The organism is Pseudoalteromonas sp. MMG013, from assembly GCF_018100885.1.
GTDB lineage: Bacteria > Pseudomonadota > Gammaproteobacteria > Enterobacterales > Alteromonadaceae > Pseudoalteromonas > Pseudoalteromonas aurantia.
In genome coordinates this window covers 133,840-155,437 of record NZ_JAGJEE010000005.1, presented here as the reverse complement: position 1 = coordinate 155,437, position 21,598 = coordinate 133,840, and the positions used below count along the sequence as shown (strand labels likewise).

Genomic DNA, 21,598 nt, shown 5'->3' with positions numbered 1-21,598 from the left:
TCAATTTATAAGGAAATACCATGAAGAAATTACTTTCAACTGTCGTTGTTACCTCGCTTAGTGTAAGCAGCACCCTTCTTAGTTCGTTTTGTTCTGCCAGTGATATGATTGCTGTCTGTAACGCATGTTCTGAACAACAAATGCAAAATCGCGCAATCCAATATGCTCCCAATGGCGGTCAAGTACATATTATTGATATACATAATAATAAAGTGAGTGCTTATCAGACCGAGCGTGAGGAAGGCTTAGTCATGTATTGGGCTATTCCAGTCAAGGAGTCTATTAAAGCAGGTGTTACACATGTTCGACGTGCCAAAAATACGATTGAAGACTTAGCTCAAGGTAGCGTAAACATAGAGCATCTACGGCCATTTTTAGGGCCATATTCAGATATTAATACGGCTCACACCGTTGCCAAGTATACTGAGCAAAAAGCAGCTATTCAAAGCGCTCTTAACGATTACTTTACAGGTAATATTGCAGGTGCCATTACGTCTGCATCAGTCAGTTTGGGCACCGCGATAGTCAATCAAGCACTGACGGTTAATCTCGCGGTTAATGTGAAATTTCCGAGTGATGGCACCACGTATTCGTTCATGTTTAAAGGAATAATTAAGAACTTAAATGGTGATGTGTCCGTTATGTTTGAACCCATTATTAACTCTGGACGAGATAAAGGGATCCGTTTAAGTGAATCACGGAGCTACACTGGCTATAGAGCCAGCGGCGCAAACGATGCACTGCAGCGTATCATCAACCACATGATCGCATCAGGAATCAACGTAACTCTTGGCGGCAACCCACTCCCAACAGGCACAGTCACCATCACCGATGTTGTATGTAGCAATGAACCAGGCAAAGGATGTAATGCGACAGAATAAAATCGGTATGAACTTCACTCGATAACGTAAGTAGTCAGTTAAGCTGGCTACTTACTCATAGTATATCAAGGGGTCAGTATCAACAGGGTCAGAGTCGTTGATATTCCAACTATAGCAAACACATCTTAAAGACTCCTCCATCACGCCTGAAAATAAACAATTGATGAGTAATACACTCGCATAAATGCGAACTAAGCCATGCTGGCACATGGATGTGCTTTCATGGCGTTTACGTTCACATCAATTATTTATTTGAAGATCAGCGTGATGGTGGGGCACTGGGTGAGTCCAAAGAGGGGCCAGCGGCCGCCCCTCTTTGGTTGCTGTCGCCAACGCGACAAAGGGTTAATTTAGAGGTAATAGTTGATGACCAAAAAGTGCTGATACAAGTGGTTTATGGATCCTGACCTTCGTCAGGAAGACGATATTAATACAAGTACTCCTAAGAATGGATCCTGACCTGCGTCAGGAGGACAAAGTTAACAATGCTGTAAAACTAGCTACTACCTATATTCTAGCCACGACCACTGCGCGTACAGATAACACCACTCCCCCTTCTATCACACCTGAAAATGAGTAATTGATGAATAATACGCTCGCATGGATGTGAGCCAAGCCATGATTTCGCCAAGGATGGCGAATACATGGCGTTTACGTTCACATCAATTATTTATTTGAAGATCAGCGTGATGGTGGGGCGCTGGGTGTGTCCAGAGAGGGGCCCGCGGCCGTACCTCTTTAGTTGCTATCGCCAACGCGACAAAGGGTTAATTTTCAAGTGACTGTTGATAACCATAAATACTGATACAAGTTGTTTATGGATCCTGACCTTCGTCAGGAAGAGAAAGTTAACAAAACTAGCTATCGCCTATACTCTAACCACTATCACCGCGCTTACAGATAACACCACTCCCCCTTCTATCACGCCTGAAAATAAGCAATTGATGAGTAATGAGCTCGCATGGCGGGATTTTGTTCCCGACAAATCCCAAGTACCTAAATCCCTATAGGCAATGCGCTTCAAGCCATGCTGGCACCTGGATGTGCTTTCATGGCGTTTACGTTCACATCAATTGTTTATTTGAAGATCAGCGTGATGGTGGGGCGCTGGGTGTGTCCAGAGAGGGGCCAGCGGCCGACCCTCTTTGGTTGCTGTCGCCAACGCGACAAAGTGTTAATTTAGAGGTAATAGTTGATGACCAAAAAGTGCTGATACAAGTGGTTTATGGATCCTGACCTTCGTCAGGAAGACGATATTGATACAAGTACCACTTAGAATGGATCCTAACCTGCGTCAGGAAGACGCAATTAAAATACCTGCTTCTATTTAACAAGCCACAAAAAAGCCGCTTTGATCACTCAAGGCGGCTTTTGAAATCTAGGTTGAGATTAGGCATAAAGCCCAACCTACACCACTCAATTACTCTGCATATGTCTCAATTGGTGGACATGAACAAATTAAGTTACGGTCACCTAATACGTCATCAATACGTGTAACTGTTGGCCAGAATTTGTCTTTTGCCACACTTGGTACAGGGAATGCAGCGTAGAAACGGTCATACGCTCGGTTCCACTCATTGCCTAGTACGTCAGCTTGGGTGTGTGGTGCAAATACCAATGGGTTGTTTTCGATAGACCATTCACCGGAGGTGATTCTGTCTACTTCGCCCTTAATAGAAACCATGGCTTCAATGAAGCGGTCGATTTCTACTTTAGATTCAGACTCAGTAGGCTCAATCATCAATGTGCCCGCTACTGGGAACGACATAGTCGGTGAATGGAAACCATAATCTTGTAAACGCTTAGCGATATCCATTTCAGTGATACCTGACGTTTCTTTGATTGGGCGTAAATCAACAATACATTCGTGTGCAACACGGTTGTTTTGACCACGGTACAAAATTGGGTAATGCTCACTTAGCTTTTCAGTTAAGTAATTGGCATTCACAATCGCCATTTCAGTTGCTTGCTTTAAGCCTTCTGAGCCCATCATCGTGATGTATGCCCATGAAATAGGCAGAATAGCGGCTGAACCGTAAGGTGCTGCTGATACTGCGCCATTGCCTTCAGTCGTGCCTGGTACATTAATCACGCTGTGATTAGGCATAAACTCTGCAAGGTGTGATTTAACCCCAATTGGGCCAACACCTGGGCCACCGCCACCGTGTGGAATACAGAATGTTTTGTGCAGGTTAAGGTGCGATACGTCAGACCCAATTGAACCTGGGCTGGTAATACCCACCTGTGCGTTCATATTCGCGCCATCCATGTATACTTGGCCGCCGTGCTCATGCACGATGTTGCATACTTCTTTGATGCTTTGCTCGTAAACACCGTGCGTAGACGGGTAAGTTACCATGATACATGATAGGTTTTCAGCTACGTCAGCGGCTTTCGCGCGTAGGTCGTCCATATCAATGTTACCAAGCGAGTCACACGCAACAACCACCACTTTCATGCTGGCCATTTGTGCTGATGCTGGGTTAGTACCATGTGCTGAACTTGGAATTAAGCAGATGTTACGGTGCCCTTCGCCACGTGACTCATGGTATTTACGAATTGCGATAAGACCCGCATATTCACCTTGTGCACCAGAGTTTGGCTGTAATGATACTGCGTCGTATCCGGTGATGTTTACCAGCCACTCGTTAAGCTCGTTGATCATCACTTGGTAACCTTGCGCTTGATCAAGCGGGCAGAATGGGTGCATTTCTGCAAATTCAGGCCACGTTACTGGGATCATCTCCGCTGTCGCATTCAGTTTCATAGTACATGAACCTAATGAGATCATAGAGTGGTTAAGCGCTAAATCTTTATTTTCAAGACGCTTAATATAACGCAGCATTTCAGTCTCGCTGTGGTACGAGTTGAAGTTCGGGTGCGTTAAAATTTCGTCGTCGCGTTCTAGGCTTGCTGGAATACCAGTGATGCCATCAGTAGCAACCTGAGTATCAAGTGCGTCTACATCAAGGCCATGGCCTGCACCTAGAATAATATCAAACAACTGTGCTACGTCGGCACGGGTGGTTGTTTCGTTCACTGATACTGAGTATTCACCGGCATGGTTAGTTGCAAAGTTTACCTCAGCTGAAATTGCACGTGCTACTACCGCGTCTTTATCTGCGCTTACCACTGTTAGCGTGTCAAACCATGTGTCATGCTTCAGTGCAACGCCTTTTGCTTTAAGGCCAGTTGCCAAAATGCTGGCAAAACGGTTAGTACGCTGCGCAATGGTTTTTAGCCCTTGTGGACCATGGTACACCGCATAAAATGCTGCCATGTTGGCTAGCAATACCTGCGCTGTACAAATGTTTGAATTGGCTTTTTCACGACGAATATGCTGTTCACGTGTTTGCATTGCCATACGCAGTGCATCGTTACCTAAACGGTCTTTTGATACACCAATAATACGACCTGGTAATGAACGCTTGTACTTATCGCGTGTTGCGAAAAATGCAGCATGTGGACCACCGTAGCCCATTGGTACACCAAAACGCTGTGCTGAACCCAGTACCACGTCTGCACCCAGTTTACCTGGAGCTTTTAGTAGCATTAAGCTCATGATGTCTGCGGCAACACAGGCAATCGCTTTTTTGTCTTGTACTTGTGCGATAAGTGCTTGTACGTCTACCACTTCACCCGTTGTGCTTGGGTATTGGAATAAAGCACCAAAAATTTCATGGTTTACCGCGTCTGTCGCTGGGCCAACGATGATGTCAAAGCCAAACTGTTCTGCACGAGTTGTGACCACGTCAATGGTTTGCGTGTGAACATCTTCGGCAATAAAGAATGCATTGGCTTTTTTCGCTTTAGACACGCGTTTTGCCAGTGCCATCGCCTCTGCTGCTGCCGTTGACTCATCAAGCAATGAGGCTGATGCTAAGTCTAAGCCGGTAATATCAATGGTAAGAGTCTGGAAGTTAAGTAATGATTCTAAACGACCTTGGGCAATCTCTGGCTGATAAGGTGTATATGCCGTGTACCAACCTGGGTTTTCAAGTACATTACGTAAAATCACGTTTGGTACATGTGTTGGGTGGTAACCCTGACCAATGTACGACTTGAATACTTTATTTTGGCTTGCAACCGATTTTAAGTAGCTCAGCGTTTCAACTTCAGTACGGCTATCGCCAACTGTTAAACCTTGCTCTAAACGGATAGCCGCAGGGACGGTTTGACCGATCAGCTCTTCAACACTCGATACTTCTAGAGCAGCTAGCATATCGCTAACTTGCGCTGGGCTAGGCCCAATATGGCGGCGAATAAAATCTTGCTTTTGCTCTAACTGTTCAAGAGATTTGGCGTTTGACATTAGTCCAGATTCCTATGATCCAAAAATATAAATAGTATTTACTGCAATAAACCAACGGGGTTTATATTTGGTTTACGCTAAACAATTTAAAACACCCCACTTTAAAGGGTATTGGCCTAATTAAAGTGTGTGTTTGAAAACAATAAAAGCCCCAGTTAGGGGCTTTTAAAAACTCACGCGAAGATTAGTCTTCGTCAATTGAGTTTGCGTAACCTTCCGCGTCTAACAGGTTACCAAGTTCAGCTTCATCAGATGCTTTAACGCGGAATAACCAACCGTCGCCAAACGCATCGTTGTTTACTGTTTCAGGTGCATCTTCAAGGTCTTCGTTAATAGCAACGACTTCACCTGTGATTGGTGCGTAGATGTCTGATGCCGCTTTTACCGACTCAGCGACTGCACAATCTTCACCCGCATCAACTTCATCACCAACTTCTGGTAATTCTACGAATACCATGTCGCCTAAAAGCTCTTGAGCGTGCTCAGTGATACCTACAGTATAAGTACCATCACCTTCAGCGCGAACCCACTCGTGTGAAGACGCGTACTTTAACTCGCTAGGAATATTGCTCATTTTTTGTTCCTTTGGTTCGGTTTTTTTAGGCGGCGCACCGCCCTATTATAATATTAAATAATTGACTTGCCGTTACGTACGAAGCTTGGCTTCACTACTTTAACGTCAACTAACTTTTTGCGCATTTCAACCTGTGCTGTCTCACCAGTAGAGCGAGGTACACGTGCTAAAGCAACACTAAAACCTAATGTCGGAGAGAATGTACCAGAAGTAATCACCCCTTCGCCACCTTCTACGATAACTTTAGAGCCACCACGTAATACACCTTTGCTCTCTAACACTAAACCAACTAGCTTATCAGTGCTCTTATCTGCACGTTGCTGTTCAACTACTTTACGGCCAATAAAGTCACGCTCAGCAGGTTCCCAAGCGATAGTCCATGCCATGTTTGCAGCCAATGGTGACACTGTGTCATCCATGTCTAAACCGTACAAGTTCATGCCCGCTTCTAAACGTAGCGTATCACGTGCCCCTAAGCCAGCAGGAGCAACACCTGCATCTAATAATTTTTGCCAAAGGTCAGCCGCGCCGTCATTGTGTACCACAATTTCGTACCCTGCTTCACCCGTATAACCGGTTGTCGCAATAAATAGTTCATCTGCCTGCACACCAAAAAACGGCTTCATACCTTCTACAGCCGCGTTTTGATCTGCATTTAAAATCTCAGCCGTTTTTGCTTTCGCGTTCGGACCTTGTACTGCAATCATTGCGTACTCTGGGCGCTCTGTCACTTCAACAGCATACCCTGCTGATACAGTCGCGATGTGTGCCAAGTCTTTTTCACGCGTTGCTGAGTTTACAACTAAACGATAATCTGTTTCTGTGAAGAAATAAATAATAAGGTCATCAATAACACCACCTTGCTCGTTAAGCATTCCGGTATAAAGAGCTTTACCCGGAACAGTTAACTTCGCCACATCATTGGCAACAAGTTTACGCAAAAATGCTTTTGCGTCGTCGCCTTTTACGTCAACAATGGTCATGTGAGATACGTCAAACATACCTGCATCGGTACGTACTGCGTTATGCTCTTCAATTTGAGAACCATAGTTGATTGGCATCTCCCACCCGTGGAAATCTACCATTTTTGCGCCAGCTTCAATGTGCTTAGCATGTAGTACTGTTTTAGAAGTCATATCATTCCTTCACTTTATTTGTGTACTTGTTGTGTATAAACAACCAGTATTGCCTCATATTGAGGTGGGGTTAATTCAATAGCAACAAGGGCCGAAGAATACGCTCCTAGCCCTTGTCATTTAATCTGGGTGTTAGTTTAGGTGAAAGCCTTGTTCACGCAACACGCCTTGCCATTTATCCAATGTGGACTGTAAAGCAATCAATTGATACTGCTGCTGGTCATTCTCAAGTAATGAAGTGACAAACACCTCACCACTTTGCCTGCCATAACAGACTTGTTTATCTGATAAACGCAGACCCGGTGTTAGCTCAAAACTAGTTACTAACGTGTCAAAAGCATGCTGGCCGCTTAACGTATTGATACTTAAATCATCGCGTACCACCAGCTCAATATCGTAATCATGGTCATGCTGCTTTATTAATGCTTTAAATGATGCAATCGCATCAGTATTTACCACTAAGCGATACGCGGTTTCGCTAAAATAATAAACGGCAAAATACTCACCACTGACTAATTGACCTTTGACGCCCAATCCTGGGGCAATCAATTTGTTTAAATTCAGCCCTAGCACTTGGCTTAAAAATGGCGTGGTTTCAAAACCACTAAAGTCCAATACTACTAGGCTATGTGTAGCAACCATGCTGTTGTCTACCGGCGCAGTACCTTGTCGATGTTTAGCAAACATAGTAGGAGCAAAAGTCATTGCTACACCCTAAATAAATTTTCATTAACTGCGAGTATATGGGTGCAGATAAGCAACAACAAATTGTAATTTTTTATCAACTGATAAATAATACTTATATAAACAGCTAGATTAAATTGTATTTATTAATATGAAGAACTTATCGATTGATGGTCTGCGCACGCTTGTAACGGTAGTGGAAGTGGGTGGCTTTGCGAAAGCAGGTGAACGCCTAGGGTTATCTCAACCGGCGGTTTCACTGCAAATTAAGCGCCTTGAAGATATGCTCAATTGTAAACTGTTTAAAAAACAAGGCCAACGTCAGGTGCTCAATCAATATGGCGAGTTATTACTGCCCCTTGCCAAGCAAATGCTGCAGCACAACGATGCTATTTTACAGCAGTTCACTTCTGAGAGCGTAACAGGCAAAGTACGCTTAGGTATTCCCAGCGAATTTGCGGCACGCATACTGCCTTCTATTATTGGCGACTTTGTAGCTTTGTATCCCGATGTCTCTCTAGAAGTAAAATCGCGCTTGAGTAAACATTTACTTTCCGTCTCTCGTCAAGATCAGTTCGACCTGGTATTGGCTCTAAATGAACAAACGGGGTCTGAACAATTCCCCGTTTTCATGCAAGATCAATTAGTATGGGTCGGCGATTTATCTTTAATCAAAGATACAAACCAAGTGGTCACATTGGTAACGGCACCAGAAGGTTGCATTTATCGCCGCAGAGCCATTGAAGCGCTGCAGCAAGCAGGACTAAAACATCGTATCATTTACAGCAATGCCGATCTAACTGGGCTAATTGCAGCCTTAAAAGAAGGGTTAGGGGTGACGGTACTCGCTAAAAGTACTGTCCCCAGCGACCTGAGCTACCAAGCCAATACCAAACATTTACCTGAATTGGGAGATATTGATATTTGTTTAGTGAAAAACTCGGCAGAGTCAGTTCACGCTGTTGATAAGTTAGCCGAATTTATTGCGCTACGATTAAGTTAACTGTGTTCCATTATTAGTTCTGAGTCAATGGATCCTGAATCAAGTTCAGGACGACGATAAAGTTAAAATTCAGGACGACGATAAAGTACAGTTCAGGGCATAGGTAATATTGAAGTTCGCAACGACGATAAAGTACAGTCCAGGGCAGCGATAACATTGAGCTTCAGGCCAACGATACTGTTTCTCTATATCGTCTTTCTGATTCTATATCATCTTTCTGACTCTATATCGTCTTTCTGACGTAGGTCAGAATCCATGCTCAACTTATTACAGCACAACAGCGAATCGACCCTGAAACCAGTTCAGGGCGACGATACTGTTTCACTATATCATCTTTCCGACTCTATATCGTCTTTCTGACGTAGGTCAGAATCCATGCTCAACTGATTACAGCGCAACAGCGAATAGACCCTGAAACCAGTTCAGGGCGACGATAAAGTACAGTCCAGGGCAGCGATAACATTGAGCTTCAGGCCAACGATATTGTTTCTCTATATCGTCTTTCTGATTCTATATCATCTTTCTGACTCTATATCGTCTTTCTGACGTAGGTCAGAATCCATGCTCAACTTATTTACAGCGCAACAGCGAATAGACCCTGAAACCAATTCAGGGCAACGATAAAGTAAAAATTAAGAACCGCGGTAATATTGAACTTTTCAACGACGATAAAGTACAGTCCAGGGCAGCGATAACATTGAGCATCAGGCCAACGATACTGTTCCACTATATCGCCTTTCTGATTCTATATCGTCTTTCTGATTCTATATCGTCTTTCTGACATAGGTCAGAATCCATATGCAACTAAGAATGTTCTCGCTCGCCCTATTTGCCCACAGCTTCCTTCGCAAACAATGTTTTTATCGGTCCCAAATTATCCACTAGGCTTAGGCCCACTCCACGTAATAATTTTTTAACCGGATGCCCGCCTTCAAATAACTCTTTTAAGCCTTGCATCATGGCAATGTGTTTTTGCGCATCGAGCTTACGACTTCGCTCATACTCACGAAGTGTGCGCATGGACGCAAACTCCCCATCTTGAGTTAAACACGTAATTAATGAAGCCGCATCTTTAAGCCCTAAGTTCATCCCTAACCCAGCCAACGGGTGAATAGTATGTGCTGCATCCCCCATCAATACAACTTTGCCACTAAGCCATTGCTGAGCATAGCGCATTTTTAGTGGGAAAACGGCTCTATCGTCTGCCACTTCGCACAAGCCACATTGGCTATCTATTGCTACATTTAGTGCTTTATTAAATTCAGTAGCAGGTAACGCCATTAAGCGCTTAGCCTCATCAGGTGAGGTCGACCATACAATAGAATGATGATATGCATCATTTAAGGGTAAAAATGCCAACGGTCCAGTATCTAAAAATATTTGCCGTGCCGTGGCATTATGCGGTTGTTGCGTTTTAACCGTTGCCACAATCGCATTGTGGTCATAATCCCAAAACGTCAATGGCATTTTAAACTGGGTTCGTATCGCCGAATTTGCTCCATCTGCAGCGACCAGTAATTTGGCCATCACCGGCATCCCCGACTCCAACGTGATCAATACATCACTGTCGGTTTGGTGAATTGCTTGATAACGGGTCTCAAAACATAAGGTGGCACTAGGTTGTTGCTGTAAAGCCACAAATAGCCCAAAACGGATTGCGTCATTTTCAATAATATGACCAAGCTCAGGTAAATCTAATTCTGCGCTATTAAATGTAATTTTTCCGAAGCTGTCTTGATCCCGAACATCCATATGGGTGTAAGGCATCGCGCGCATTGCACTAATACTTTGCCATACACCCAGAGACTCAAATAAAGTTTGACTCGCAAGGCTTATTGCGCTCACTCGGTTTGCAAAACTATCAGCCAAAGACTGTGGCTCACAACCACTATCTATCACTATGACACTGATATTTTTTTTCGCTAACCCCAAAGCCAGAGTTAACCCTACGGCACCGCCACCAACAATACAAACTTGCGCTTGTTGCATTACTTGTTTCCTTTTCTCACATGACCCATTAATTGCTTCGCCAACGGGCTTTTTAAGCGTGTAGACAATGCCATCGCCAGCAATCCACAGTTGCGGCCCAGCGCAACCAATCGCGAACTATTTGAAAATAATCTAACGAGTCCATCAGTTAATGCCATCACATGATCAATATCCGCGAGCCGGCTTTGCTCAAATTCATGCGTAAATGCAAATTCTCCCATCGCCTCTCTAGGGTACTTTTCGATTAACGATACGAGCGATTGAATATCACGTACACCAAGGTTAAACCCCTGCCCTGCAATTGGATGAATTGCATGTGCAGCATTCCCTATCACCACAGCGCGGTGATGAACGACACGGTCAACTTTGCCCAGCACAAGTGGGTACTGAGCTCTTTCGCCTACTTGGGTAAAAATACCAGCACGGAAACCAAATGCACTTTGTAGTGCCTCTATAAACTGCGTATCTGTCATAGTTTGATATTCGTGCAGCTGATCACGGTGCATACACCACACTAATGAGTAGCGATCTTTACTCATAGGTAACAACGCCATCGGGCCATGTTCAGTAAAACGCTCAAATGCCTGACCATCATGCCCACCAGCCACTTCAACATTCGCAATTAATGCGCCTTGTTCATACGCCTTACTCGTAAACCCTAACTGCAACTTATCCCGTGTTGGCGACTTAGCGCCATCAGCTAACACCAGCAACTTGCCACTCAATAAATCACCCGTTGTGAGCGTCACTATCACATGGTCTATTTTCTGCTCCAACTGGGCCACATTGGCTGGACAAAACATACCAATATCTGCACTTTGCAGCTGCCGATGTAATTCATTACCATACGGGTTGACTTCCACCACATACCCTAGCGCATCACAGTTATAATGTTGATGATCTATATCAGCTTTTCCAAAGTGGCCCCGATCAGACACATGGACTTGATGTATGGCTTGTGCAAATGACCACTGTGGATTAAATAACCCAAGCCGCTTTAAATACGATACAGACTGCTCTGCCAATGCAATACTGCGATCGTCAAAGCTAGGATGTGTTTGCCCTTGAGGTTCAAAGGCTTCAATAACACCAATGTGATATGTGGGGCATTGTTTTTTGATTGCCAAGGCAGCGGTTGCACCAGCCATACCGCCCCCTACAATTAATACATCAAACTGTTGCAACCGATTCTCCTACTGTTGCATTAGCGCTTCTATCTCTGCAATGGTTTTTGGGACACCCGCAGTTAAGTTTTCAAAACCATCATGAGTGATAAGCAAATCATCTTCAATTCGTATGCCAATACCTTGAAACTGCGAGGGAACTTGTGCATCTTCATCAAAATACAAACCAGGTTCAATCGTCAACACCATACCTGGCTCAAATGGTCTGTCAGCTTCATCTAATTTATATTCACCAACATCATGCACATCTAAGCCTAACCAATGACCCAAACCATGCATATAAAACGCTTTACAAGCTTGCTTGTCTAGGAGTGTATCTAAATCGCCCGCTAAAATACCGAGGTCGATCAAACCTTGCGTCATTACTGTCATTGCCGCATGATTCGCTTTCACTAAAGTACTACCCGGCTTTACTTGCTTAAATGCCGCTTCTTGAGAAGCCAATACAAGCTCATACAGTGCTTTTTGCGGTTCGCTGAACTGACCCGATACCGGAAAGGTACGTGTAATGTCAGCAGCATAGCCTTCAAGCTCACACCCTGAATCGATTAAAACGAGGTCACCATTGTGCAACTGATCGCTATTTTCAGTGTAATGCAAAATATTGGCGTTGTTTCCAGAACCCACAATCGTGCCATACGCTGGGTGGCGTGCACCATTCATTGCATAATGATGATGTATTTCAGCTTCAAGCTGGTATTCAGTCGCATCAGCACTTGCAAAACGCATTGCCCGCTTATGCGCATCACAACTTATGTGTGCCGCTTGGCGCATTACGGCAATTTCTGCGTCTGATTTAAACAATCGCATTTCATGCAAAATAGGGCGAATGTCTTTGATAATTTCAGGTGCTCGATAGCCTTTTTTAGGCGCGCCTCTGAGCGTATTCATAATTGACCAGATTTTATCGTCAAATGCCGGGTATGTACCTTGTCCGTAATACAGAATACGATTGCCATTCACCAAGCTTAAAAGCGTATCGTCTAAATCACTTAATGGAAACGTATCATCTACTAATAAATCTTGCTTAGCACGCTCAAAACCCAGTCTGCGGCCGTGCCAAATTTCAGCAACTTTATCTTTATTACGGCAAAACAAACTGCTTTTCCCTTTACCCTTGCTATCTTTACTCAGCACGAGAACAGCATCCGGTTCATTGAAGCCTGTTAAGTAGAAAAAATCACTGTCTTGTCGAAATGCGTATTCGGTATCTCTACTGCGTGTTAGCTCTACTGCAGCAGGGATAACCGCAACTGAACCAGTATCCAATTCAGCAAGCACCCGAGTACGGCGCTCTAAAAATTCATGTGTTGTGATCATCAGTGTAGCGTCTTTGAAGTTGTGCCAGCTTCTGGCTCTTTGCCCATTTCAGCAAAACACAGTAATGCCGAAACCCGAATGTATTCGATAATTTCATGCAGTGCTTGTTGATCTTCTTCACTGTCATCGAAATGCGTATCAAGCTTGGTGATCTCAGTAAAGTCGCTGATCACTTCTTTTACATCAGCCGACAACTTACCATAATCTTTTTGCTTTAAACCAAATCCGAGTAAAAAACCTGACACCCAGCCTACCAAGGCATTGGCTTGGTCGAGCAATGACTCATCTTCGCTTGGTAAGAACAGGTCAAACTGAAACTCGCTTTCATTAAAGTGCTCAATAACATGCTTATACATTTCAGCAAAAAACTGCTTCAGTTCTTCATTGAAGTTTTGACCTTCATTAAACACATCACTGAGTAAGCCCAAATATTCTTTTGCTTCAATATTAAGGCCGCAAGCTAATAAACCACTGATGGCACCATGTACTTCAGCAGGGGCTACATAAATGTCGTTTTTTTCTAGCACCAATTGGGCTTGGGTATAATCTTTTAATTCGCTCATCAGTATTTCTTACACTCACAATTTAGTTTGTTAATGCTACCACTCGAAGTATAGCAACTCCAAGCAATTGTATGTGCTAGGTTAAAAATCAAACGTGTCGTTTAGTAAACTAGCAATGCAGCATAAATTAGCAGCAAACAGTGAAGTATTTTGCATTTTAGGTTTCTACTGACGCAGATGTTTTATATACTGAATAGGTTCCCTAGCTCGTTGGACAGCCGATTAAGTCCCTGAGCCGATAAACTTTATTTAGGGACGTAGTTTGCTTACTATTGTGCAAGCTCGGCATGTACCGAGAAGCCTACGGTAGGCTGTTGCGTTCCGCCTTGAACCTTAGGGTTCGAGGGCTGACATCAGCATCCGCGTCGCTGGGGCACACCATTTTCAATACCTTCTTCGCTTATTTTAAACCGCATAACGCGATAAATAACGTATGCATTTGCCAATGCAATCGACTTTCAATACATCGCCCTTAACGCGACGTCAAATACCGCGTAACAGCTTGAATTTATATCTCAAACCACATCAAAAATAAGCATAAAATATAGCAACTAGATAAAATAGTTACTCAATTAGCCTCACACTAACACGTTTTCTTGTGAAAAGTGCAGCATTGGCTTACGATTAGGCTAACGTGCATTAAGAATGGCTACTCATGCAGCTCAACCATACGGATATATTTGTAAAGCAATGAAAACAAGTAAGTTAAGTATTAAGTTGTTATGGTACATCACCCCCTTGGTGATCTTGCCTTTGTTGTTTCTTGGTGGATTTACACTCACAAATGTGACGAGCTCAACACAAAAACAAGCCAAACTTACCGTGAGTCGCTTTGTTGAACAACAACAACAAAAAATGTTCAATTACATTGAAATATACCAATCTACAACAAAGCTTTTGTCTAACTCTCCGGTTTTGATGGATTTTCTTAACCAAACCAATGTAGATACAGTTTCCAATACCTCTAAACTCAGCGCATTAGTGGACGTATTTGCCAGCTACAGTGAAGCCTACCCAGACATTTTAAGTATTAATTTGGTGGGGCCAAAAGGAAATAGTAAAGCGTATCACGCAAATAACTTGAGCCAAGCGCCAGTAAGCTACCCTTTTTTCAGTCAAGTCATTAATAACAATCTCAGACAACAACAATTTATGGTAGCAACAGCCAAAGGCACCACACACCTCTACTTTGTGCAGCGCATATATGGTGTAAATTTACAATTAAAACAACCGAATCAACAAGGTTATATTATTGTTCGCGTTGACCCATCTATTATCAATTCAAGTATTTTTGAATCGGCTTATGACAATACCTTAAACTTACTCGTGACTGATGGCGGTGAAATTCTTTTCAGCTCAGACAAACAACTATTCAGCAACTACTTGTCACCTGATGAAATTGAACAAATACATGAAGTCGCCGATAAAGGCACGCTCAACGCTATAAATTTAGAAAGTATCGATAATGTTGAACGTATGCTCTATGCCGTGCAACTCAGCGGGGGGTATTACTATTTATCCACGATACCGAAATCTTTACTCTACCATTCAGGTAAAGCCATTAGCTTAATTACAGCGCTGATTGTTATTCTGTCAGTCATTATATTACCCATTCTCATTTTTATCGTGGTGCGTAATTTACTCCTCAACCCCATTGAATTATTAGGTGAAGCAAGTCATCGTGTGGGCGATGGCGATTTGTCAGTTTACCTACCAACACAAGGTAATGATGAGGTTGGCACCTTGTTCCACGACTTTAATCATATGGTGAAACAAATCAGAGATTTCCAAGGTGAGTTGGAAGAATATAAACATCACCTAGAAGAAAAAGTCGACAACCGTACCCGCGCATTAGAAGAAATGAACAAACAGCTTGGTGGTGCGATTACACAAGCCAAACAGGCCAATGAACTTAAGAGCCGATTTTTAGCCAATATGAGTCATGAGATCCGAACGCCTTTGACGGCCATCATGGGCTTTACTGAGCAACTTTTACACAACCCAGATGCGAAAGGTACTCGTCACCACTTAGATACCGTGTTACGAAACTCAAAACATCTATTAGAACTCATAAACAATATCCTAGACTTATCCAAAATTGAGGCTGAAAAACTCGCTGTTGAACAAAATGCGCTGGAATTACAACCTTTACTCGAAGATATTGATTCCATTATGGCACCTATGGCGCAAGAGAAGTTATTGTCATTCTCTATTGATTACCAATTCCCGTTACCTAAAGTAATGCACAGCGATATTACCAGGCTCAAGCAAATCCTCTTAAACATCGCAACCAATGCCGTGAAGTTTACTGAGTTTGGCGGCATAAAGATCACAGTGTCCTTTAATGAAACTCTGCAGCAATTTCAATTTGTTGTCGAAGACACCGGCATTGGTATGTCTCAAGCTGAAATCAATCGTGTATTTAAGCCTTTTGAGCAAGCCGATAGCACAACCACTCGGCGCTTTGGTGGTACTGGCTTGGGGTTATGTATTTCCAAAAATTTAGCTCAGCTGTTGGGTGGCGACGTTGAGGTGCACAGTGAGCAAGGTGTTGGTAGCCGATTTACAATCCATATTGCAGGTAATTATCAATGTAGCGACTATGAACTGACCTATGAGCTATCTAAGTCGATACCTGAGCAAGACATTTCTCAAGAGCTATCTAATACTCACATAGATGCCCATATTTTACTTGCTGAAGATAATCCAGATAACCAAGTATTAGTGACGCTCCTCTTACAAGCTTGGGGGATCACGCCCGATATTGCCAAAAATGGGGCTGAAGCGGTAGAAAAAGCACTCGTCAATGACTACAACCTGATTTTAATGGACATGCAAATGCCGGTTATGGGCGGGCTTGAAGCCACTGAAATGCTCAGACATGCCGCCTACGATGGGCCTATTATTGCGCTCACTGCGAATGTAATGAAACAAGACGTTGATACTTACCTCGCGGCAGGTTGTAATGAAACGCTCGGTAAGCCTATTGATAAAACAGAGTTAGGTGCTGTACTTCTCGAACACCTTCAACTTGAAGATGCCAGCCAGTCTCAATGGGATTCTTTATTACAAAGTGAAAAGTTCATGCAGATCAGTCAAAACTACATTGCAAAGCTACCTGAGTACTTAACCCAACTTGAGTCTTATTATGACAATCAAGAATGGGAGTCTCTCAGAGCCCTTTCCCACAGTTTAAAGGGTAGCGCTGGTTGCTTTGGTTTTATGAATATTCACAGTGCTGCTGATGACTTAGAGCAAAGCTTACGGACAAACAATCAAGCGCAATGGCAATATGCGTTACTCAACTTAACTGAAGCCATTAAATACACACTGAAAAACCAACAATCACTTAAAGTCGCCAATTGAACTTAATATGCCTATATGTGCTATTCGGATGCACATACAGGCTTTAATTATCCCATCGTAAAGCTGAGGGTTAGTGCCATGAGTATTGCGTCTTCTTTACCTTGTGTGCTCGGGTAATAATCCTTACGTATCCCCACTTCGGTAAACCCTGCTTGAGTATATAAACCAATTGCAGCAACATTCGATGCGCGTACTTCTAAAAATACATTCTCGGCTGACATTGTTTCACTGCGTGCCACAAAGTCATTAAGCAACGCTTTTGCTAACCCTCGACCTTGATATGCCGGTGTAATACAAATATCCATTAAGGTATTATCGGGCCCAGCACGCTCGCCAATGTAAAAGCCAGCCAATTTTTCATCACAATACAGTGCACCGTTAAAATAACGGCCCGCCAAACAAGTTTGCATGGTATTTTCAGACCAAGGGAACCCGTGACAAGCACGCTCTATGGTCATCAACTCATTGAGTGTTAGCGTTGCCAACATATCGTGCTTAATTTCAGTATTCACTTAGTAGTTTCCATAATTGACGCTTTTGCTGCGAGTTCAGCTGTGCATTGGGAAGCAAAAGGTGCTTTTCGGTTATGCCAACATCAGCACCTTGGTAAATGACGCTCAAATCAATTAAGGAGTCGACCAATTGTATATCACTCAACAGTTGAGGATTGAGCGTCAATACGGTCTGCGTATTCGAGCAGGTGCCAGTATGATCCGCTTGTTTTAATCTTAAAGGCATAATTTCTAGAACTTCAGCATGCAATGGGTGCATAAAAACCTGCGAATATATAAAACTGAATGTGACTTTAGGGTATAAAATATGAAGTAAAAAAGGAAGTGGCAGGGGCGGCAGGACTCGAACCCGCAACCATCGGTTTTGGAGACCGCTGTTCTACCAATTGGAACTACGCCCCTGCAATGACGACGAATTATAGAGATGTTTTATAAAAGGTAAAGCGTTATTTCATGAATTACGCTTTAACTGCTTCTTAAATAAACAAAAAGGCGAATATTTAACATATTCGCCTTTAATATTAGCAAACTAAGTCACTAGGGGCTGTTGATCTTTGCTGTTCTATTTTTGTTCTCTTTGAGCGTGCTTTTATCGCGGCGCTTAATATGTGGCCTAGTAATCTAAGCGAATATTAAGCAACAAAGAGAAAGGGAGGCTCAAAAGAACCGGTAGGCAGCGCTTGATTGGCTTTTCTACTATGTTATCGGCTGACTCACATGGAATAACCATGCTACGCAGCCTCTGCCTTGTATAAAATCCAATCAAACTGCTGCAAAAATGAACCTGAAAGATCAACAGCCCCTAATATGTGGTTATTCCCACTCGATAGTTGCCGGTGGTTTACCTGAAATATCGTAAACAACACGCGAGATTCCATCAATCTCGTTGATAATACGGTTAGAAACTAACCCTAAGAAGTCATAAGGTAAGTGTGACCAACGCGCGGTCATGAAATCAATGGTTTCAACACAGCGTAATGATACAACCCAATCATACTTACGTGCATCACCCATCACACCCACAGACTTCACTGGTAGGAATACTGTAAATGCTTGAGACACCTTATGGTAAAGGTCGGCTTTATGTAGTTCTTCAATAAAGATAGCATCTGCACGACGCAATAAATCACAATACTCTTTCTTAATTTCACCAAGTACACGTACACCAAGACCAGGTCCTGGGAATGGGTGACGATAAAGCATATCGTAAGGTAAGCCGAGCTCTAAACCAATCTTACGTACTTCATCTTTGAACAATTCACGTAATGGTTCAACCAGCCCCATTTCCATATCATCTGGCAGGCCGCCAACATTGTGATGTGATTTGATCACATGTGCTTTACCTGTAGCAGATGCGGCAGACTCAATCACATCAGGGTAGATAGTCCCTTGTGCAAGCCATTTAGCATTAACCAGTTTCTTCGACTCTTCGTCAAAGATATCAATAAAAGTATGGCCAATCGCTTTACGTTTTTCTTCAGGGTCTGATAAGCCTTCAAGGTCTTTCAAAAATTGGGCTTCAGCATCTACTTTGATGATGTTCAAACCAAACTTGTCACCAAACATATCCATGACTTGCTGACCTTCGTTTAAACGAAGCAAACCGTTATCAACAAATACACAAGTCAGTTTATCACCAATTGCACGGTTAATGAGCATCGCAACTACGGATGAATCAACCCCACCAGATAAGCCAAGGATAACTTCGTCATCCCCTACTTTTTCTTTAATACGCGCAATCGCGTCGTCAATAATTTGTGCTGGCGTCCATAACTTCTCACAACCACAAATGTCGATTGCAAAACGCTCTAATAAACGCAAGCCTTGCTGGGTGTGTGTCACTTCAGGGTGGAACTGCACGCCATAGAAGCGCTTTTCTTCCCACGACATCGCAGCATGAGGGCACGTATCTGTACGTGCTGTCGTCGTAAATGTGTCAGGAATTGAGATTACTTTATCGCCGTGGCTCATCCACACATCTAAAAAGTCAGTGCCGTCTTCAATGTGATCTTGAATTTGATCAAATAACTTACAGTCACCCACTTTCTCAACACGGGCATAACCAAACTCTTTTTTGTCAGAGCTTTCAACTAAGCCACCCAACTGCATCGCCATTGTTTGCATGCCGTAACATACGCCTAATACTGGCACGCCAGCGTTAAATACGTACTCAGGTGCTCTTGGGCTATCATCTTCAGTAGTCGACTCTGGGCCACCCGATAAAATAATACCTTGCGGATTAAATTCACGGATCTGCTCTTCGGTCACGTCCCAAGCCCATAGCTCACAATAAACACCGATCTCACGAATACGACGCGCAATTAGCTGCGTGTACTGTGAACCGAAGTCTAAAATCAAAATGCGGGAATCATGGATGTCTTTGCTCATTGATAATCTCGTAGTTAGGAAACGACTCACACCAACCGAAATAAACTACTCTGAGTTAACTTCGCTATATTGGTATCAATTTAGTAAAGCACAAAAACGAACTTTACTTAAAATTAAGAAGGGCTAGCATATGCTAGCCCATTTAAACACGCTGAATTTCAGTGTGTTAGCCCATTCTATAGTTAGGCGCTTCTTTGGTGATCTGCACATCATGTACATGCGATTCACCCATACCAGCAGATGTAACACGCACAAACTGTGGTTTAGTATTTAGTTCAAAAATATCAGCACATCCGGTTAGGCCCATAGCACTGCGAATACCACCAACTTGTTGGTGAATAATAGTCGCAATAGGTCCTTTGTAAGCAACACGACCTTCAATGCCTTCTGGTACTAACTTTTCAGCTTGCTTTGAGTTTTGGAAGTAACGGTCTGACGACCCTTCTTTTTGATTCATTGCACCCAATGAACCCATGCCACGGTACGATTTGTAATAACGGCCTTGATACAACTCAACTTCTCCTGGAGACTCTTCAGTACCCGCGAGCATTGAACCCACCATGACGCATGACGCACCTGCAACCAATGCTTTAACAACATCACCTGAGAAACGAATACCGCCATCAGCAATAACAGGAATATCGCGACCTTTAAGACCTTCAACTGCATCAGAAATAGCAGTGATCTGTGGCACACCACAGCCAGTTACGATACGTGTTGTACAAATTGATCCTGGGCCAATACCCACTTTAACCGCGTCAACGCCTGCATCAGCAAGGGCAATCGCACCTTCAGCTGTTGCAACGTTACCTGCAACGATTTGTAAATCAGGGAATGCAGTACGCGTTTCTTTAACACGGTCAAGTACACCTTGTGAGTGACCATGAGAAGTATCAATAAGCAATACATCAACACCTGCATCAACCAATGCTGCAATGCGTTCATCAGTACCCGCACCAACACCTACAGCAGCACCAACACGAAGACGACCTCGCTCATCTTTACATGCATTCGGCTTTTCTTGGGCTTTTTGATAATCCTTAACCGTGATCATGCCTTTAAGCTTAAATGCATCATCAACAACCAAAATCTTTTCGATTCGGTGCTCATGCATTAAACCAAGAATTTCTTCACGAGATGCGCCCTCTTTAACTGTCACTAACTTGTCTTTTTTCGTCATTACAGTCGAGACTGGCTGTTCAAGTTTTGTTTCGAAACGCATATCGCGGCTCGTTACAATCCCTTCAAGCTGATTGTCGGCACCAGTTACAGGAAAACCTGAAAAGCCTTTTTCTTCAGCAAGTAGCAATGCGTCTTCAATGGTTAAATCTGAGGTCACCGTTACTGGAAAAGAAACAATCCCCGCTTCGTACGTTTTTACTTTACGTACGTTACGAGCTTGCTCTTCAATTGTCATATTCTTATGAATAAAACCAATACCACCTTCTTGCGCTAACGCAATCGCTAAACGCGCTTCGGTAACGGTATCCATAGAAGCAGATACAAGCGGTAAGTTCAATTCAATACCACGCGTTAAACGCGTCGATAGATTTGCGGTATGAGGTAAAACAGTAGAGTGTGCTGGAACTAATAGCACATCATCGAAGGTTAGGGCTTCTTTGGCAATTCTTAGCATGTTTGCGGTTTCTCTCACGTGGAACTGAGTATAAGGAATTGCGTGCAAAT

15 protein-coding genes, 1 tRNA gene and 1 other RNA gene are annotated in these 21,598 nt (G+C 43.2%); 4 read left to right on the top strand and 13 right to left on the bottom strand.

The genetic code is table 11. The features are described from left to right. The first annotated feature begins 20 nt into the window (after positions 1 to 20). The gene (locus tag J8L98_RS07375; RefSeq protein ID WP_210995893.1) at positions 21 to 881 is read left to right on the top strand and encodes a hypothetical protein; all 861 of its coding nucleotides are present in this window, start codon (positions 21 to 23) and stop codon (positions 879 to 881) included. A 1,420-nt stretch (positions 882 to 2,301) separates the two neighbouring features. On the opposite strand, the gene gcvP is transcribed toward J8L98_RS07375, so the two are convergent. The 4 genes from gcvP to J8L98_RS07355 all read right to left on the bottom strand — a co-directional run bounded on the left by gcvP (position 2,302) and on the right by J8L98_RS07355 (position 7,608). After that, a complete protein-coding gene (gcvP, locus tag J8L98_RS07370) occupies positions 2,302 to 5,193 on the bottom strand; it encodes an aminomethyl-transferring glycine dehydrogenase (RefSeq protein WP_210995892.1) in 2,892 nt (963 codons plus the stop codon). Positions 5,194 to 5,377: 184 nt separating this feature from the next. Further along, entirely contained in the window at positions 5,378 to 5,767 is a 390-nt protein-coding gene (gene gcvH, locus J8L98_RS07365; protein WP_210995891.1) for a glycine cleavage system protein GcvH, read from the bottom strand. Positions 5,768 to 5,820: 53 nt separating this feature from the next. Continuing rightward, the gene (gcvT, locus tag J8L98_RS07360; RefSeq protein WP_210995890.1) at positions 5,821 to 6,903 is read right to left on the bottom strand and encodes a glycine cleavage system aminomethyltransferase GcvT; all 1,083 of its coding nucleotides are present in this window, start codon (positions 6,901 to 6,903) and stop codon (positions 5,821 to 5,823) included. A gap of 132 nt (positions 6,904 to 7,035) precedes the next feature. Further along, positions 7,036 to 7,608 (bottom strand): hypothetical protein, encoded by a 573-nt coding sequence (locus J8L98_RS07355; protein ID WP_210995889.1) that lies wholly within the window; start codon positions 7,606 to 7,608, stop codon positions 7,036 to 7,038. A gap of 130 nt (positions 7,609 to 7,738) precedes the next feature. Here J8L98_RS07355 and J8L98_RS07350 point away from each other — a divergent pair, with 130 nt between their 5' ends. Further along, on the top strand, positions 7,739 to 8,590 hold the full coding sequence (locus tag J8L98_RS07350) for a LysR family transcriptional regulator (RefSeq protein ID WP_210995888.1): 852 nt from the start codon (positions 7,739 to 7,741) through the stop codon (positions 8,588 to 8,590). 825 nt (positions 8,591 to 9,415) lie between these two features. Here the strand turns inward: J8L98_RS07350 and J8L98_RS07345 are convergent. The 4 genes from J8L98_RS07345 to J8L98_RS07330 are packed head-to-tail and all read right to left on the bottom strand — an operon-like array spanning position 9,416 to position 13,646. Beyond that, positions 9,416 to 10,579, bottom strand: a complete 1,164-nt coding sequence (locus J8L98_RS07345) for an FAD-dependent monooxygenase (RefSeq protein ID WP_210995887.1) — start codon at positions 10,577 to 10,579, stop codon at positions 9,416 to 9,418. Next, the gene (ubiH, locus tag J8L98_RS07340; RefSeq protein WP_210995886.1) at positions 10,579 to 11,763 is read right to left on the bottom strand and encodes a 2-octaprenyl-6-methoxyphenyl hydroxylase; all 1,185 of its coding nucleotides are present in this window, start codon (positions 11,761 to 11,763) and stop codon (positions 10,579 to 10,581) included. Before ubiH ends, J8L98_RS07345 begins: the two co-directional genes overlap by 1 nt. A gap of 9 nt (positions 11,764 to 11,772) precedes the next feature. Next, positions 11,773 to 13,083: a Xaa-Pro aminopeptidase gene (pepP, locus tag J8L98_RS07335; protein ID WP_210995885.1), complete on the bottom strand. Its 1,311-nt coding sequence runs from the start codon at positions 13,081 to 13,083 to the stop codon at positions 11,773 to 11,775. Then, the gene (locus J8L98_RS07330; protein WP_210995884.1) at positions 13,083 to 13,646 is read right to left on the bottom strand and encodes a UPF0149 family protein; all 564 of its coding nucleotides are present in this window, start codon (positions 13,644 to 13,646) and stop codon (positions 13,083 to 13,085) included. Before J8L98_RS07330 ends, pepP begins: the two co-directional genes overlap by 1 nt. 196 nt (positions 13,647 to 13,842) lie before the next feature. Between J8L98_RS07330 and ssrS the strand changes: the two genes are divergently transcribed. Both ssrS and J8L98_RS07320 read left to right on the top strand, forming a co-directional pair. Then, positions 13,843 to 14,025, top strand: a non-coding RNA gene (gene ssrS, locus J8L98_RS07325) — 6S RNA. A gap of 311 nt (positions 14,026 to 14,336) precedes the next feature. After that, positions 14,337 to 17,012, top strand: coding sequence for an ATP-binding protein (locus J8L98_RS07320; RefSeq protein WP_210995991.1), 2,676 nt, complete (start codon positions 14,337 to 14,339; stop codon positions 17,010 to 17,012). A 47-nt stretch (positions 17,013 to 17,059) separates the two neighbouring features. Here the strand turns inward: J8L98_RS07320 and rimI are convergent, their stop codons facing one another. The 5 genes from rimI to guaB form a co-directional block, all read right to left on the bottom strand. Next, positions 17,060 to 17,500, bottom strand: a complete 441-nt coding sequence (gene rimI, locus J8L98_RS07315) for a ribosomal protein S18-alanine N-acetyltransferase (protein ID WP_210995990.1) — start codon at positions 17,498 to 17,500, stop codon at positions 17,060 to 17,062. Between the two features lie 13 nt (positions 17,501 to 17,513). Next, entirely contained in the window at positions 17,514 to 17,783 is a 270-nt protein-coding gene (locus J8L98_RS07310) for a hypothetical protein (protein ID WP_210995883.1), read from the bottom strand. A gap of 66 nt (positions 17,784 to 17,849) precedes the next feature. Then, a tRNA-Trp gene (locus J8L98_RS07305) sits at positions 17,850 to 17,926 on the bottom strand. Between the two features lie 411 nt (positions 17,927 to 18,337). Further along, positions 18,338 to 19,912: a glutamine-hydrolyzing GMP synthase gene (guaA, locus tag J8L98_RS07300; protein WP_192506383.1), complete on the bottom strand. Its 1,575-nt coding sequence runs from the start codon at positions 19,910 to 19,912 to the stop codon at positions 18,338 to 18,340. 166 nt (positions 19,913 to 20,078) lie between these two features. Continuing rightward, on the bottom strand, positions 20,079 to 21,548 hold the full coding sequence (gene guaB / locus J8L98_RS07295) for an IMP dehydrogenase (protein ID WP_210995882.1): 1,470 nt from the start codon (positions 21,546 to 21,548) through the stop codon (positions 20,079 to 20,081). Between the last annotated feature and the right edge of the window lie 50 nt (positions 21,549 to 21,598).

What these genes read in the sequence shown, in the direction of transcription:
- guaB (WP_210995882.1), bottom strand. Translation starts at nt 21,548, where the DNA reads ATGCTAAGAATTGCCAAAGAAGCCCTAACCTTCGATGATGTGCTATTA.
- gcvP (WP_210995892.1), bottom strand. Translation starts at nt 5,193, where the DNA reads ATGTCAAACGCCAAATCTCTTGAACAGTTAGAGCAAAAGCAAGATTTT.
- gcvH (WP_210995891.1), bottom strand. Translation starts at nt 5,767, where the DNA reads ATGAGCAATATTCCTAGCGAGTTAAAGTACGCGTCTTCACACGAGTGG.
- gcvT (WP_210995890.1), bottom strand. Translation starts at nt 6,903, where the DNA reads ATGACTTCTAAAACAGTACTACATGCTAAGCACATTGAAGCTGGCGCA.
- J8L98_RS07345 (WP_210995887.1), bottom strand. Translation starts at nt 10,579, where the DNA reads ATGCAACAAGCGCAAGTTTGTATTGTTGGTGGCGGTGCCGTAGGGTTA.
- J8L98_RS07320 (WP_210995991.1), top strand. Translation starts at nt 14,337, where the DNA reads ATGAAAACAAGTAAGTTAAGTATTAAGTTGTTATGGTACATCACCCCC.
- guaA (WP_192506383.1), bottom strand. Translation starts at nt 19,912, where the DNA reads ATGAGCAAAGACATCCATGATTCCCGCATTTTGATTTTAGACTTCGGT.
- pepP (WP_210995885.1), bottom strand. Translation starts at nt 13,083, where the DNA reads ATGATCACAACACATGAATTTTTAGAGCGCCGTACTCGGGTGCTTGCT.
- rimI (WP_210995990.1), bottom strand. Translation starts at nt 17,500, where the DNA reads ATGTTGGCAACGCTAACACTCAATGAGTTGATGACCATAGAGCGTGCT.
- J8L98_RS07375 (WP_210995893.1), top strand. Translation starts at nt 21, where the DNA reads ATGAAGAAATTACTTTCAACTGTCGTTGTTACCTCGCTTAGTGTAAGC.
- J8L98_RS07310 (WP_210995883.1), bottom strand. Translation starts at nt 17,783, where the DNA reads ATGCACCCATTGCATGCTGAAGTTCTAGAAATTATGCCTTTAAGATTA.
- J8L98_RS07330 (WP_210995884.1), bottom strand. Translation starts at nt 13,646, where the DNA reads ATGAGCGAATTAAAAGATTATACCCAAGCCCAATTGGTGCTAGAAAAA.
- J8L98_RS07350 (WP_210995888.1), top strand. Translation starts at nt 7,739, where the DNA reads ATGAAGAACTTATCGATTGATGGTCTGCGCACGCTTGTAACGGTAGTG.
- J8L98_RS07355 (WP_210995889.1), bottom strand. Translation starts at nt 7,608, where the DNA reads ATGACTTTTGCTCCTACTATGTTTGCTAAACATCGACAAGGTACTGCG.